Raw genomic sequence first — 16,565 nt, forward strand, 5'->3', positions numbered from 1 at the left:
TGGCGGATTATTTTTGAAATGAAGCGACAGGGCTTAATCGTCGTCGTCCACGTCGTCGCCTTTAGCCTTGAAGGCTTCGCGGTCGACAAGAGACACGTGACCTTCGACCATACCGTTATCGAGCGGATTGTCTTCACGCGCGGCCAAGTCCCTAAAGAGCGCACGCAAGTCGATGATGCCGCCGGTCAGGAACCAGACCGTCGAGATCACGCCAAGGATCGCAGTCACAATCAAGCTGGTGAAGAAGAAGTAATTCACCCACCACTCTGGTGGCCAAGGTGAAATCAAATTCCAAATCAGCACGCCAACAAAGCAGAGGCCAAATTTGTAAACGATGGCATAACCGAATACGGACCAGGCAATGACTTTGTCGCCCGTGGTGTATTCCGGTGTTATGCCGATCAGCTTTTTGATGGCATTGTGCACGGACCACTTGAAAGGCTCCTTGTTTTCATGGGCCACGTCATAAATACCGCGGTGGAGCAAACGGTCCAGGTTGAAGGGCTTGCGCTGCGTCAAGAGAGAGCCCAGCACGTAGGCAACGATGCCCGCGCACATGGACATGAAGTAGAGTTCGTAGGAATTGATCGGGAACTTCACCGGATTCATTTCCCAGACGATATACGGGTTAAACGGGCTGGATGCAGCTTCCAGGAAGTTGCCCACCGAGACGTCCCAGCCTTTGTTTTCCAGCCACGGATACACGGTCTGCGCCCAGTTGCGCTGAAGCAGGAGACCCAAGCCAGACAGACCAGAACCAAATATCAGCGAGCCAAAAGCGCCAACGGTATTGCCGAAACGACTATAGAGACCAAACACCATGATCGGGCCAGCGCCACCGAGCCAGAGCCCGGTCATGATCGTCGTGAACATGATAATGTAATCGAGCTGGACGAAGAAGATGGAAACGAAAAAGAAGAAGACGCAGACCCCGACTGAAGATAGCCTCAATAGCAAAACATGCTGCTTCGGCGTGAGTGGATTTTTGCAGAAGGGAATGATGATGTCCTGAACAATTGTTGACGAGGCATTGAAAACGCGGGAGTCATCCGTCGACAACAGCAGCATGATCATGAGCAGACAGAACAAGCCCATCAGACCGACTGGCAGCACATTTCTCAGCGCCACCGGCAACATCATCTGCTGGTAAAGCGTGCGGAATTTCTGGAACTGCAGGTTGCCCTCGGGCGAGTCCCCCAAGGCCTTATGGGCAGCATCCATGTAAGGTGTGTCGAGGTTGACTTCCTGGGAGAGTGGCGTATCGACACCGATTTCGTGCGTGCTCGCGGGGATGCTGTCGAGCGCCGTATTCAAGTTGGCGCGCATGGCTTCGTCGGGGATGATTTCGGCAGCCACCTTGTGTGTCAGGTCGTGGCGGATTGCGCGCGACTCCTCGGAGAAACGCGTGTGCGTCATCAGCGCAATAATCATCACGGCGATCAGCAGCAGCATGAGGCCCGCATAAAGCGCGCGCCAAGTGCCGAGGATACCGGCCATCTTTTGTTCGTGAGGCGTGCGGCCGCTACTGGTCGTGTCATTGCCAATCCAACTCGCGCGGTTGAGGATGCTCCCCATAATCGTCACGAAGATCGCGAAGATGTTAAAGTCACGGAGCTCCGAAATGTCGAATGGGTTGATGAAGCTTTCGCCCGGAGCGCGGTCTAACATCACGGGAGCAATCGTATCATGCCATCCGAAGTTGAGGAAGATGTAGCCCGCAATGACGACAAAAATTGGGTAGCTCATCAGGCCCTGAAAGGCGTCAGAAATAAGGAGAGAAATGCGACCGCCTGGCCAGATGACGACCATGCACAGGCACAGCGACATCCCTACGATCAGCGCAAAGGTAGGCATGGCTATGCCAAAGAAGTTAATGCTGTGAGGCAGGCCGAGGAAGTAGATGAAAAAATTCGTCGCGACAGCCGGCCCAATCGCGTTGGTAATCATCTCCGAGATCGTGCGCAGGGTCGCCGCAACGATACGAAGCGGGCGATTGTAGCGCATTTCCAGGAATTGGCCAATCGAGAGCGAGCGCGTTTCGCGAAAGCGATAAACGCAGTAACCGGTCAGGCCCATGATAATGCCTACCGGAATCGTTAAATACTCCCAGAACGATAGGGCGTAGCCGACCTGGTATTTGGACTCAACCAAGGCAACCAAGGTAATGACGCTCAGGCCGGCGGTTAAGTCGCCCGCAGAAATAACGTAGCGGCCAGCAACACGGCCAGCAGCAAGAAAGTCGACGACACCTCGTACGTATTTACGGCTGTAAACAGCCAAATAAAGCACGAAGCACACCGGTGCCAGCGTAATGATCCAATCAATCCAATGCATTGTCTACAGCTGTTGAGCGTTCTGATTGGGTCCGTCTGCCACACTGGTCCGTGGAAAAGAGAAGACCGTAGTCTTCACAGAGGATGATTTCTTGAGTGTGCTATACAGCAGCCCAAGACACTCAGGAACAAGCTGTTCGCTATTAGATGGATTTATTAATATTCGCATGCGGGGGGTTCAGGAAAATTGATAATGCCGACCCATAGGGTCAGATTTGTTGGTATATCACCTGACAATATCGTCAAGCGGAAGCGAAAAAGAAAGAAAGAAAGAAAGAAACCTTTCTTCAACGCAACTACCGGGCATTTACTATATCACAGCGGGCAAAGCGATATAGGAAATCAGGAACAGCGGTCCACCTCTAAATTCAAACTCTCAGAACGCAAGCTGATGATCACGCCACTTGTTGCACGACCAATCAAGTAGAGGTGCTTAATTGTGTAACGTAATTAAAAAGCGAGCGCTTTCCCCGGGCTTACTCACCAGAGAGACATCTCCTCCTTGGGCGATCATCAGCTTTTTCACAATCGACAACCCCAGTCCAAACGAGGACTCGCCTCCCGTTGGGCGAGCCGACAGGCGCTGATAGCCTTGGAACAGCTTGTCGTAATCTTCTTCCTGAAATCCTGGTCCTTCATCATAGACGACGATGCATGGTCGTCCTTCAGTATCCTTAGCGCCTTCAACATACACCGATTTCCCCGGCGGCGAATACTTCAGGCCATTGCTGATCAAGTTATCCAAAACCTCACTCAGCAAAAACGGATCAGCGGCGATGATTTGATCAAGCTCGCCTTGGAAATGGAGGGTTATAGTCTTACGCTCGGCCTGCCCAATATTTCTCAAACGGACATCTTCGATGACATCCAACAGCGAAACATCTGTAACCGTAGCCTCAAGGTTGCCTGAGCTGGTAAACTTCAAGTTCAACAACTCGTTCAATGTATTCAAAGTCTTCTCGGCGCTATAAGAAATCGCTTGGATCATCTCATCTAAATCCTCAATTGCGTTGTAGCTCTCCGCAGCATGCAACTCATCACTGATAATCTCGGAAAAACCACGGATCGAAGCGATTGGTCCTCGCACGTCGTGCGCAATAATACCGATCAACTCACTCTTGAGCTGCAGCTGCTTCTCCAGGCGACGCTGCGCATCCCGCAGTTTTAAATGTGTGCGAACTCGAGCGATCAGCTCAGATGGGCGAAACGGTTTGCCAATATAGTCGACTGCACCTGCATTGAAGCCATCTTCCACATCATCTTCCTCCACATGCGCGGTCAGGAAAATAATCGGCAAGTCTGCGTATTTTTCTTGTGTCTTTAAAAAACGGCAACAATCCAAACCGTTCATCCCTGGCATCGATACGTCCATTAGAATAATGTCCGGCTCGTTATCTTTCAACCAGGATAACGCATCTTCCGCACTCAAAGCAAACGCCAGCGAAAACGACGAGTTCGCCAACGTATTGCCAATTAGTCGCAAATTTTCCGGCTGATCATCGACCGCCAAAACCACCGGTTTTACGGTGGCGTTGTCATTTTCAAACAGTTTCATTGGAATGCATACTTAACAGAAAAGTTTTGAGTTGGCCTAAAGTTTGACGAACCGTCGCAACATCAAATGTCTCAGCGCTCATCATCAGTTGATGACTGAGCTCGGACAAATAGGCGGACTGATATTCTTGAGCTGCCTCATTCAATTGCCCGGCATATGCCTTCAATGCATCGATGGAAAACCCACCGTCGTGGCGTTTTAATTCACGGAGTAGATTTCCCTGCAATTCCACGGGCAATACAACCTCCCCTCCTCCCATAGGCTCGGGAAGGTCAGGATTCGGTTTCGAGGTCTGCGAGACCATAGAGCCATTAAGCCAATGATGGCATGCCTTGAGTAAAACATGCGGTGGAATTGGTTTTATCAGGCATTCATTAAAACCACGTTTCTCCAAGTCGAGTTCACTCTGCTGCAAGCTGGCGGTAATCGCCAAGATTGGCGTATCCGCAAAGGCTGCTTGCCGACGCAATCGCTGACAAACGTCTCGCCCATCCAAATCTGGCATAGAGATGTCCAATAGAATCAGGTCTGGCCGGTGCTTAACGGCCATTTCCAAACCTTTCTCGCCACATTCAGCCTCAATGATCGTTAGCTTAGGCACACTGGCGAAGGTTGCCAACATCAGGTCCATGTTCGCCTGAGTATCCTCAACGATGAGCACCTTGGCCTCTGGAAATACCATCGACAAACTGTCCTCATGATCTTCTATCGTCCGGTCCAGAACAGGCTCTGCTGTCTGCACATTGGGAATGGTGAAAAAGAAGGACGTTCCTTTGCCCAGTTCACTTGAGTAGTCGATCTTTCCTCCCATCAAAGCAACTAGCTTTGCACTGATAGCCAAGCCCAAGCCAGTTCCTCCTTTTGCTGCCTCTTCCGCCTGTTCAAACTTGTTGAAAGCACGCTCGCGGAAAGACTCTGGAATGCCCCGACCGGTATCACTTACCGTGAATGTTAAATCATAGTTCCCATCATGCTCGGCGTATTCCAGGACCAGACGAACACTTCCTTCGTCTGTGAATTTAATCGCATTGGAAAGGAGATTCAGCAGAACCTGCTGTAGGCGAAAATCATCGAGTAGCAAATAGCTCGGCAAACCATTTTGAAAACGATGTTCGAGAGTCACGCCCTTCATGTCGGCCTGTAATTGAAATACATCCTGTAGTTCACGAAACATTCGTGAAAAGGAGACAGGCTTCGGCGATAATTCTATTTTACCAGCTTCGATCTTAGCCAAGTCCAGCAGATCATTGATCAGCCCCAACAACGTTTTGCCACTCGATCGGATCGATCGAATAAACTGTGACTGCCGGACATCAACAAGCTCCTTGGACAACAACTCGGCAAAGCCCAGTATCGCATTCATCGGCGTACGAATCTCGTGGCTCATATTCGCGAGAAAATTGGTCTTTGCGCGGTTAGCCGTCTCCGCTTCGTTGCGTAAGCGCTCCAGTTCACGTTCTCGCTGAACAATTTGGGTAATGTCTGCGGTAAACATTATAATTCCGCCAATAGAGTCATCCACATCACTCCATGGGCGTATTTCCCAGCGTAGGTATTGATCATGATCCCAACCCGGTGGGCGCCAGCAATCACGGTCACTGGCCCTCACCTTTCCTTGCATACATTCACGATGAATCGCTTTCCACTCCTCACTCATATCAGGGAAAACTTCATAGTGAGAGCGACCGACCAGCTTAGCGTCCAAGGCCAGCCCATAGTCGAGTTTCCACTGATTACTAACCGCTACGTAGCGCATCCGTCGATCAAACATCGCAACCGACGCCGGTGCATTGTGCACGTATGACTCCAGTCTGCTCTTTTGCCGAAGAATCATTGCCTGCGCTTCATCGAGTTCCTGATAGCGCCGTCGGTTCAGGTAGATGAGGTAAACCAAGAACGAAAGCACGACTGCGACAATTATGCCTCCAATTAAAAATAAATTCGCAATGAGCCGATCAACTTCCACCCAGGAGGGATCCACATAGATCTCATAGTAAAGCTCGGGGGTGACCTGCGAATAAGCAGTTTCTGCTCGGGCAGGTGGCGGTTGCTTATTATTGGTGGTAATCAGCCTTACATTGTATAGGAACTCCTGCGCAGAATTCCCCCCAAGAACATGAATCGCGTCGTGGATAAATTCTACATAGTTCGCAATCCCGTAAAGCACAGCCGAATCGTTAGGCGATTCAACTGCGCTACTGGAGTGCACACGAAAAAATAAGAAATCATTAGGCGCTCCGGGTGGAGCCTTGGCCACATAGTTTCCGTCCCCAGCATTCAGATTAATTATGCTTTCGCTAAGCCACTCAGCATACGGCAAATCTGGCTCTAGAGGATATTGCCAACTGATATCACGGCCTGTGTCTCGAACATGAAGAAACTTGATCGAGCGAAAATCAGTTGTGTAGTTATGAGCATCCTGAAGCCATTCCGGCTGATTGGATGCAGGCCCATATTCAACACGATCTGCCATGCGAATCAACGCCAGGCAAAACTGCTTGTAATGCGCATCAATCAAGTCCGCGAGAAACTCAGCACGGTGCTGCGCGTGATCCAGACGAGTCTGTTCATACTGAGCATGAAACCCAAGGAAAACGGAACCAACTGCAAAAGTTGTTCCAAAAAATGTCGGTGCCCACATCCAGCGAAAAGCCTCTTGATAAAGCGCCCGTCCGCAGCGAAAGCGCTGCATAATGAGTCCCATCGAAAGCAAAAAAAAGGCTGAAGAAGTGTGCAACGCCATCTCCGAAAAGCGTGCACCCAGCCAGACAATTCGCGGGATCTCAATAATGTAGCAAAACAAAGCCGAGCCCGAAATTCCAGCCACCAAACATGCAATGAGCACAATCAAAACCTCTATCTTCACGCTTCGCACCGCTAATTGAGACAACAGCATGGCCACGCCCCCAAAAAAGAAGCACATGCTCGTCAGCATGGACATCCGACCGGGGGCCGGAGAATTATCCACTAGGAAAGGTTCTCCAAAAAGGTGGTCCACCCCGAGGTTGATCCCAAAAGCATGCTGCGATAAATTGGCTGCTCCCCAAACAAACAAGGCCAAACCGAACCAAAAATCCAAACGCCATTTATAGATCCAGCCCGGCGCCGAAAGCGCAAATAAACCACCTGCAAATAATAAGAAGCCAAAAGCCGTTGTGGCCTGCATCGGAGCAAGCTTCGGAAGTATTTGAACGATCTTGGCGCTTTCGAATACCCACCCTCCAATGACCAGAATCGCAGTGAGAGCAACCAGCAGCGCGATGCAAATCGAAACAGGACACGGAACGCGCCTATTGATAACATTTCGCTTGGCTAGCATGTGTCATATATAAACTGATAAGAGCACCTGTTGCGAATGGTTTCCCTCAAATACAGCGAAGGATTTCACCCCATTAGGCCATATTCCTTAGAACACTACATCCATAATCCCAGTATCAGGCATTCATTGCCTATTTAACATCCAATTCAGTTGACAGCATATACCACAATAAGAATATGCGAGACTCGAAACGAAAATATCACATGGATCAATCGCCCCCCTACTCCAACGACATAAAGTAGTTTGCAAGAATACCATGACTAAACCCAAAGTACTCATACTCTGCACGGGCAACTCCTGCCGCAGCCACATGGCGGAAGGCATTCTACGCAACACGGCTGGCGACCTCTTCGAAATTTTCAGCGCCGGCTCCAAACCAGCTGGTTATGTTCACCCGAGCGCCATTGCCGTATTGAAAGAGCTCGATATAGATATATCCAGCCATACCTCGAAGCATCTGGATCAATTTATGGACGCCGGCATCGACACCGTTATCACCGTGTGCGACCACGCCGACGAAAGCTGCCCCCTCTTTCCTGGCAAGGTCCACCGCTACCACTGGGGCTTTGAAGACCCCCCAAAGGCCATTCGTGAAGGAGAAACCGAAATGGACGCCTTTCGCCGCATTCGCGACGAAATCCGCATGGCCTTCGAAGCCTATGCATCTGGTTACCGTCAAGCGCTGACCACGACGCTTAGTCTCCCATGAGCCGAACCTCTGCTCCCCCAGCCTGCTCTCCCTGCAAAAAGGAATTAGGCTTTCTCGATCGCTTTCTCACGCTCTGGATCTTCCTTGCAATGGCGATTGGGGTTGGCATCGGGGCGCTGTGGAGCGGTGCCGACGAGTTTCTCAATCACTTCCAGGTTGGCACGACCAATGTGCCCATTGCCATCGGCCTGATCCTCATGATGTACCCGCCACTGGCCAAGGTGCGCTACGAGGAAATGCCCCGCGTCTTCCGCAATCTGAAGGTGCTGGCGCTTTCTCTGGTGCAAAACTGGATCATCGGCCCGACGCTAATGTTTGCGCTAGCCATTATCTTCCTGCGCGGCCACCCGGAATACATGACAGGCGTCATTCTCATTGGACTGGCTCGCTGCATCGCGATGGTGATCGTCTGGAATGAATTAGCCGAAGGAGACAACGAATACGCCGCCGGCCTAGTTGCTTTCAACAGCGTTTTTCAAATCGTCTTTTTCAGCCTCTATGCCTGGGTGTTCATTACCTGGTTACCGGGTGTCTTCGGGCTGGAAGGCAGCTTGGTGTCCATCTCGATGGGCGAAGTCGCACAGAGCGTGTTTATCTACCTGGGCATACCCTTTTTCGGGGGGATGCTCACGCGCATCATCGGCGTCAAAGCCAAGGGCCGCGATTGGTATGAAAAGCAATTCATTCCGCGCATCAGCCCGATCACACTCATCGCCCTGCTTTTCACCATCGTGCTAATGTTTAGCTATAAGGGAGACAAGATCATCGAGTTGCCTTTGGATGTCTTGCTCATAGCGATCCCATTAACCATCTATTTCGCCATGATGTTTGTCGTGAGTTTTGTCATGGGCAAATGGGTGGGCGCAGACTACCGCCAAAGCGTCACCTTAAGCTTCACGGCGGCAAGTAACAATTTCGAGCTGGCTATAGCGGTTGCCGTCGCCGTATTCGGAATTGGATCAGGTGCAGCGTTCGCAGCCGTTATCGGACCGCTCGTGGAGGTACCCGTCATGATTGCCCTGGTCAACGTAGCCTTCTGGTTTCGCCGTAAGCTTTTCGCACAATGACCCCACTGTCTGCCAAGGTGCAGACTCGACATTAGCGCTAGTTAAAGTATACACGCAATAGGGAATAAAGTAAGGACTCCCTGTATCTAAAAACAATAAACAGCTAAACGAATGTCTTTTTATACCGATTGATACATCGAATTGCGTAACTTTATCTCCAATAAGCACCTACTGTGTCTACTGTTCATCCTAACGCTCACGTTTCTGCGTGCGTTCGGGCAAGAGGACAGCGTTGATGCGCTAACTGAAGTAGCTTCACCCACTGCCCCCATTGTATTCAGCAAAGAAGAACTCAATTGGATTAAGGACCATCCCCTAGTCACAGTCGGCGCAGATAATCAATTTCCACCTTTCGAATACAAAAATTCGGGCGGACGTGTCGTTGGTCTCTCCATCGCCTATCTCGACTTGATTACAGAAGAAACCGGTCTGCGCTTTCAGGTCAAAGACTCCGACCATTGGCAAGACCTCATGCAAGAAGCCTACAAGGGAAAGCTAGACTTAATGTCTGGTGCCATTCCCACACCTCAACGTCAGGAAAAACTACACTTCAGCCAACCATACGCAGTCTTCCCTACCGTTATCGCTACCCGCGATGATGCCCATTTCGTGGGTTCCATGAGTAACCTCACTGGCAAAAAAGTCGCTGTCGTTCAGGGTTTTTTCGAAGAAGACATCCTCCGTAATGATTACCCCAACGTCCGGCTAGCCATTTATCCAACGCGACGCGAAGCACTCTACGCAGTCGCGCATGGCGATGCCTTTGCCTATATTGGCAATCTCGCAATCATCAGCTATCTAATTCGTTCCGAAAAATTTGACAACCTCCAGATAGCCGCGCCAACGCCTTTTAGCCATGTCGGGCTATGCATGGCGTCCACCGATCCGGTGCTCATCGGCATCATCGATAAGGTGTTCAACAACATAGCACCGGAGAAGCGCAATGCGCTCGAACAAGAGTGGGTGGCCGTACTCAACCACAAAGTAGAATACATGGTGTTGGGTAAAATAGGCGCTGCAATGCTGCTGGTCATCGGCCTAGCCTCAGCTTGGATTTTTTCGCTCAAGGTCCAGATCCGTAAACGCCGAAAGATTGAAGAGCAAATCATCCTCGCCAAAGCCCAGGCTGAGCGCGCCAAGGCACAAGCCGAGTTCGCCAAGGCCCGCGCTGAGGCAGCCAATGCCCGCAAGTCGGAATTTTTGGGCATTGCCGCGCACGATTTAAAAAACCCGCTCGGCAGCATCCGTGGCCTGTCCGAATTATTGATTGAAGACTTGGACAACATACCCACCGCCGAAAACATGCGTCATGGGTCAGTAAAAACACTGGAGACGATTCGCAATGCCGCCGATCATATGCTTGAACTAGTGAAAGAACTGCTCGATGTGGAAGCGCTCGAGAGCGGCACCGGCCAATCAGAATCCGAATACATTTCCCTGCATACCATTCTTGAGAGTGTCGTTAACTTTAACCGTCACGACGCGACCAAGAAAAAGATTACACTCAAATACAAAAACTCTGTTCGGAATCCGATTACGCACGGCGACGCCCGGCGTATTCGTGAGATCCTGGACAACCTCGTGAACAACGCGATCAAATACACCGACCTCGGTGGCGAAGTGCAGGTCTCGTTAGATTTTGTAGATCAGGACAACATGCTTCGAGTAACGGTGCAAGACAGTGGCCCCGGCTTAAGTGAAGACGACTTGAAGAAGCTTTTTGGTCGCTTCTCACGGGGTAGTGCTCGCCCTACTGGAGGTGAGTCTTCCACCGGGCTTGGGCTGTCCATAGTCAAAATGATGATCGAAGATCTTGGAGGAAATACTTGGGCGGAAAACCGACTCGACCGCAAAGGCAGCCTATTTTACGCAGATTTTCCGCGCTACGTTTAGCTCAGTGAGGACTTCCCCCAAGGATCAGTCTCCATTGATGCCGCCAGTAGACGACTGATTCCGTGGAAAAATTCGATTCTTAGTTGCTCGCGCCTGAATCCTGCTATACCAGACCTCCCGAGCATTATTTTTGCTACTATGAATCTACGAGAAGCATTTTCCACAACCAAACGAATCCTGGGCAAGCCATACCGCGACCTTGAGTTCCTCCTCATGTCGCTTCAATCAGTGCTGTCGAAAAACGGTGAAGGCGAGATTGCCAACGCGATTCCCTGGATCGGCGGCAAAGAGTTGACCGTAGATGAAATCACGCCCAAGCACGTTCAGCTCTATTCGCTGATTTTCCAGCTCGTCAACATGGTGGAAATCAACGGTGCCGTTCAGGCTCGTCGCACCAAGGAGGAAATCTCCCTGGACTCCGTAAACGGCCTTTGGGGCATCAATATCAAGGAGTTAGTCGACGCTGGGCTCTCGACCGAAGAAATCCTCGACGCACTGCGCGAAGTGGTCATTGAACCCGTTCTCACCGCCCACCCAACTGAAGCCAAGCGCGCCACCGTGCTGGAGCACCACCGCGAGCTCTACGTGCTGCTGGTGCAGCGCGAGAACTCGATGTACACCAAGAACGAGATAGAAAACGTCGACCACAACATCGAGCTCACCCTATATCGCCTGTGGAAAACCGGCGAAATTTACCTGGAAAAACCCGACATTCAGGACGAACTGCGCAACATCCTGCACTACTTGACCAACGTCTTTCCAGAAGTGCTCCCGATCATTGACCGCCGCCTTCTGCAAGCTGCACAGCACAATGGTATCAGTATTGATCAAGTCTGCTCGAACTACAGCTTCCCACGCCTTACCTTTGGAAATTGGGTCGGCGGTGACCGCGACGGACACCCACTCGTTACCTCCGAAGTAACCCGGAAAACTTTGCTCCAATTACGCCTGAACGCTTTCGTCGTCATTCGCCGCAAGCTCATACGCCTGGTTCAGCGAACCAGCTTTAGCCTTGGCTTGGAGGAGGCACCTGAAGCTCTACAAGCTCGTGTCAAAGAAATGCTGGAGGAAACCGGCACACGCGGGCAGGAAACATTTGACCGCAATCATGGTGAAATTTTCCGCCAGTTCATCAGCCTGATGATTTACAAGCTTCCAGTGGAAACCGCACGTGGCCACGCGACCAAACTGATGGAGCTCGACGGTGCCTACATCCACTCACTCCAACTCAAGGAAGACCTCCGTCTGCTTCAGGAATCGCTGATCGCCTACGGCGCCAAGTCAATTGCCTACGACGACGTCATCACCGTGATGCGCGTGGTCGACGCTTTTGGTTTCCACCTGGCGTGTCTCGACATCCGCCAAAACAGCGCCTTCCACGACAATGCAATTGAGCAACTACTCGAAGCCTCACTCGCCGAAGACACCGCCTTTGGCAGTTGGTCGGAAGAGAAGCGCCTAGAGTTCCTTGAGCGCGAGCTCCAATCCGCGCGTCCCTTTACACACGACTCCGCCAAGCTGGGGCCACAGGCAGCCGCGGTAATGGATTGCTACCGCGTTATCGCCAAGCACACCAAGCAATATGGCACGAACTGTATTGGCTCGTTCATCGTCAGCATGACACGATCGGTGTCTGACTTACTCGCAGTCTATCTACTCGCGCGTGAAGCTGGGCTCACGATCATGAGCGAAGACGGTATGATGTGCCAGATTCCCGTTGTGCCCCTGCTCGAAACCATTGAAGACCTCGAAAACGGCACGCAAATTCTCGGCGACTTTCTCGACCACCCCATGACTCAGCGCACGCTGGCCATGCTCCAGGAGAAATACCAGTGGAAGCAGCCAACGCAGCAAGTTATGGTCGGCTACAGCGATAGCAATAAAGATGGCGGTATCGTCGCCAGCCAGTGGAACCTCTATAAAGCGCAATACAAGTTGACCGAAGTTGGGGAATCCAAGGGCGTTAAAATTCGCTTCTTCCACGGCAAAGGCGGCTCGATCAGCCGTGGCGCCGGGCCAACGCATTACTTCATCAAGGCCCTCCCTCACACCGCGCCCAATGGTGATGTCCGCCTGACCGAACAGGGCGAGACAATTGCGCAGAAATACGCGAACCCCGTTAACGCCGCTTATAACCTAGAGCTGCTCGCTGCGAACACGCTCAATAAGCTACTTAAGGACCGCAAAGCCCCACGCAGCTTTCACCCACTAGCCGACACGCTGGAGCGCTTGGCCAAGTCTTCGCAGGATCACTACGAGGCAATGATGCAAATGGAGAACTTTATACAGTTCTTCCGCGGCGCCACACCGATCGACGCAATCGAAGTCAGCAAGATCGGCTCACGCCCCGCCAAACGTACCGGCATGAATACCTTGGACGATCTTCGCGCAATACCATGGGTATTCTCCTGGGGCCAAAACCGTGCGAATATGACCAGTTGGTTCGGTGTTGGCAGCGCGCTCAACGACTTGGAAAAGGAAAACCCGGAAAGCTACGCCGAGCTCAAAGAAGCACTGAAGACCGACCCATTCATCCGCTACGTATTTACCAATATCGACACCAGTCTCGCCGCCACCGACGAAACGGTTTTTCAGCTCTACATCGACCTAGTCGAAGACGAAGAGATACGCGAACGCTTTCGCAAGGTCCTACTCGACGAACTGAAACTCGCGCGTCAGCACATGGAAAACATACTTTCCAAGCCAATTGAGCAACGTCGCCGTAGCCATTATTACTCAAACCTTCTTCGCGCCTCACTGATGCGTTCGCTGCACGACAAGCAAGTAGCCCTCCTCAAGACATGGCGCAAGCAACGCGCCGAGAAGGCCCCAGAAATCGAGAAAACACAAACCGAACTCCTTCTTACCATCAACGCGATTTCCAGCGGCATGAGAAATACAGGCTAAGCTCAATCGACATTCAAATTTATCTCAATTCAGCTGTGAGTTCGGTTTATCGCAGAAGCACTCCCCTATGCGAACCAATACCCAATAATCTACACCGCTCCAGCCATAGCCACGCCAAGGTGAGTCAAAAAGGCGCCAGCATCGTTTTGAAAAACACCTAATGAGGAAACTCAGCAACAACCGCTCGTGTGTAAACTCAACAACCGTGCGTGTGTTAACTCAATAACCGTGCGGTTGATACCTCGACAACCGTATAGGCTTTGCCCTAACAACCAAGTAGGCCTTTTCAAAACAACCGTATAGGAAACTGTAAAACAAACGAGTAGGCTTTTCCCCAAAGAACCTAATAGTAAAATCCATTTCGCCCTGCTTGCTTCAGTTAGCGCCATCGCATCAGCTAGCTGAGCATCTTCGGTTGGCAAGATAATCCAACCGAAGCCTGCCTCACAGCCATTTTGCGCAGCAAAATCTATCGATGCAACGGGACGTTGCCCGGAGGCTGGCGCCTACTGGTAGATTTCGGCGCCGCTTTCGGAGAATTGCTTGGCCTTTTCCTGCATACCCTGTTCAAGGGCTTCCTGCTCGGAGAGACCCTGCTTGTCGGCGTAGTCGCGGACATCCTGCGTGATCTTCATCGAGCAGAAGTTCGGGCCACACATGGAGCAGAAGTGCGCCGTCTTGGCGGAGTCCTGCGGCAAGGTTGCGTCGTGGAAGCTCTTGGCCTTTTCCGGGTCGAGTGACAGGTTGAACTGGTCTTCCCAACGGAACTCGAAGCGGGCCTTGGAGAGCGCGTTGTCGCGGAATTGGGCCGCTGGGTGTCCCTTGGCAAGGTCGGCAGCGTGGGCGGCGATCTTGTAGGTGATCACGCCTTCGCGGACGTCGTCCTTGTCCGGCAGGCCGAGGTGCTCCTTCGGTGTCACGTAGCAAAGCATCGCGCAGCCGTACCAGCCAATCATCGCCGCGCCAATGCCGGAGGTAATGTGGTCGTAGCCGGGGGCGACGTCGGTCGTTAGCGGCCCGAGCGTGTAGAACGGCGCTTCGTGGCACCACTCGAGCTGCTTCTCCATGTTCTCCTTGATCATGTGCATCGGCACGTGGCCAGGGCCTTCGTTCATGACCTGCACACCGTATTCCCAAGCACGCTCGGTGAGCTCGCCCTGGGTCTTCAGCTCGCCGAATTGTGCGGCGTCGTTGGCGTCGGCAATGGAGCCTGGGCGCAAGCCGTCGCCAATGGAGAACGATACGTCGTAGGCGGCGCAGATTTCGCAAATCTCGTCCCAGTGCGTGTAGAGGAAGTTCTCCTTGTGATGCGAGAGGCACCACTTGGCCATGATCGAGCCACCGCGCGACACGATACCCGTCATGCGGCGGGCGGTCAGCGGCACATAGCGCAGGAGCACGCCAGCGTGGATCGTAAAGTAGTCAACGCCCTGCTCGGCTTGTTCGATCAGAGTGTCCTTGTAAATTTCCCAAGTCAGGTCCTCGGCCTTGCCGTTGACCTTTTCCAGCGCCTGATAAATCGGCACCGTGCCAACCGGAACCGGGCAATTGCGCAGGATCCACTCGCGGGTCTGGTGAATGTTTTTGCCGGTGGAAAGGTCCATCAGCGTGTCACCGCCCCACTTGACCGACCAACGCATTTTTTCGACTTCTTCTTCGATCGAGGAAGCCACGGCACTGTTGCCGATGTTGGTGTTGATCTTCACCAGGAAGTTGCGGCCAATGATCATCGGCTCCAGCTCCGGGTGGTTGATGTTGGCCGGGATAATTGCACGGCCGCGGGCCACTTCGTCGCGAACAAATTCAGCGGTGATCTCTTCCGGAATCGAGCAACCGAAGCCTTCGCCCGGGTGCTGCTTGCGGAGATCGGTGGACGGCAGGCCCGCGCATTCGGCGGACGACATCATTTCCTCGCGTAGCTGCTGGCGCTTCATATTTTCGCGGATGGCGATGTATTCCATCTCGGGCGTGATGATGCCCTGGCGCGCGTAATGCAGCTGGCTGACGGACTTCGCGCCCGGCTTGGCGCGGAGCACCTTACGGCTGCCTCGGGCAAAGTATTCAATGCGATTACGAGCGCCTTCCTTTTCGGCGCGCTCGCGGTGTTTTTCGGACAGATAACCGTCGTCAATCGGGCGGAATTCGCGACCTTCAATTTCCTCAACGTCGCCGCGCTCGGCAATCCACTTGGAGCGGATGCTTGGCAAGCCCTTGGTCACGTCGCCGTGGAAATCCGGGTCACCCCACGGGCCGGAGGTATCATAAATGCGAACCGGCGCGTTGGGCTCGGTGGAGCCATCGGGGCGACGGGTGTCGCTGAGGGTAATCTCGCGCATCGGCACGCGGATGTCTTCACGAGAGCCCGTCACGTAGACGCGCTGAGAGTTCGGGAACAGAGTGGATTTGGCGGCGTCGTTATTTTCGCTCATTGTTGTTAAAGCCGGTTGCAAGTTTCGTTGGACGACAACGCTACGCCCCGGCACGTCGCCGATTCGCAATGGGTCGATTGTCGCAGAGTGAGTTCCATAGTTTCCCTTCGGCGGCATTACCCGCATCAGGTTCCAAGGGTTCGGCGAGCGCTCGCTACGCCATCTCAGCCCGTCGCGCCGGGCTCCCCAGTTGAGGAAGAAGCGAAAATCAACTAACGGCTTTACGCAATGGAAAAATCAGCTCGGCATCAACGCCAGCAAAATCACCACAATGATCGCTAATACGACCCCTTGGATGATGTATGGCGTCAATCGTTCACTGCTCTTTTCACTGTTTTGCATAGTGTGTTTAT

8 protein-coding genes and 1 riboswitch are annotated in these 16,565 nt (G+C 52.4%); of the genes, 4 read left to right on the forward strand and 4 right to left on the reverse strand.

Features of this window, described 5'->3' with window-relative positions; translation table 11 throughout:
* Positions 1-33: 33 nt before the first annotated feature.
* The 3 genes from RBB62_RS16765 to RBB62_RS16775 all read right to left on the reverse strand — a co-directional run bounded on the left by RBB62_RS16765 (position 34) and on the right by RBB62_RS16775 (position 7,207).
* Entirely contained in the window at positions 34-2,334 is a 2,301-nt protein-coding gene (locus tag RBB62_RS16765) for a sodium:solute symporter family transporter (RefSeq protein WP_309400254.1), read from the reverse strand.
* Positions 2,335-2,766: 432 nt separating this feature from the next.
* Complete coding sequence (locus RBB62_RS16770; RefSeq protein WP_309400255.1) at positions 2,767-3,888, reverse strand: hybrid sensor histidine kinase/response regulator; 1,122 nt, start codon at positions 3,886-3,888, stop codon at positions 2,767-2,769.
* Complete coding sequence (locus RBB62_RS16775; protein ID WP_309400258.1) at positions 3,875-7,207, reverse strand: ATP-binding protein; 3,333 nt, start codon at positions 7,205-7,207, stop codon at positions 3,875-3,877. Before RBB62_RS16775 ends, RBB62_RS16770 begins: the two co-directional genes overlap by 14 nt.
* A gap of 256 nt (positions 7,208-7,463) precedes the next feature.
* On the opposite strand from RBB62_RS16775, the gene RBB62_RS16780 reads away from it, so the two are divergent.
* The 4 genes from RBB62_RS16780 to RBB62_RS16795 all read left to right on the forward strand — a co-directional run bounded on the left by RBB62_RS16780 (position 7,464) and on the right by RBB62_RS16795 (position 13,783).
* Positions 7,464-7,916, forward strand: a complete 453-nt coding sequence (locus RBB62_RS16780) for an arsenate reductase ArsC (protein ID WP_309400260.1) — start codon at positions 7,464-7,466, stop codon at positions 7,914-7,916.
* On the forward strand, positions 7,913-8,983 hold the full coding sequence (arsB, locus tag RBB62_RS16785; protein WP_309400261.1) for an ACR3 family arsenite efflux transporter: 1,071 nt from the start codon (positions 7,913-7,915) through the stop codon (positions 8,981-8,983). The genes RBB62_RS16780 and arsB overlap by 4 nt, the downstream gene beginning before the upstream one ends.
* Positions 8,984-9,124: 141 nt before the next feature.
* On the forward strand, positions 9,125-10,876 hold the full coding sequence (locus RBB62_RS16790) for an ATP-binding protein (RefSeq protein ID WP_309400262.1): 1,752 nt from the start codon (positions 9,125-9,127) through the stop codon (positions 10,874-10,876).
* 138 nt (positions 10,877-11,014) lie between these two features.
* Entirely contained in the window at positions 11,015-13,783 is a 2,769-nt protein-coding gene (locus RBB62_RS16795) for a phosphoenolpyruvate carboxylase (protein WP_309400263.1), read from the forward strand.
* A gap of 506 nt (positions 13,784-14,289) precedes the next feature.
* Here the strand turns inward: RBB62_RS16795 and thiC are convergent.
* Positions 14,290-16,212, reverse strand: coding sequence for a phosphomethylpyrimidine synthase ThiC (thiC, locus tag RBB62_RS16800; RefSeq protein ID WP_309400264.1), 1,923 nt, complete (start codon positions 16,210-16,212; stop codon positions 14,290-14,292).
* Positions 16,213-16,296: 84 nt separating this feature from the next.
* A riboswitch (TPP riboswitch) is annotated at positions 16,297-16,411 on the reverse strand.
* Positions 16,412-16,565 lie beyond the last annotated feature (154 nt).

This window comes from Cerasicoccus maritimus (genome assembly GCA_031296935.1).
Classification (GTDB): Bacteria; Verrucomicrobiota; Verrucomicrobiia; order Opitutales; family Cerasicoccaceae; genus Cerasicoccus; species Cerasicoccus maritimus.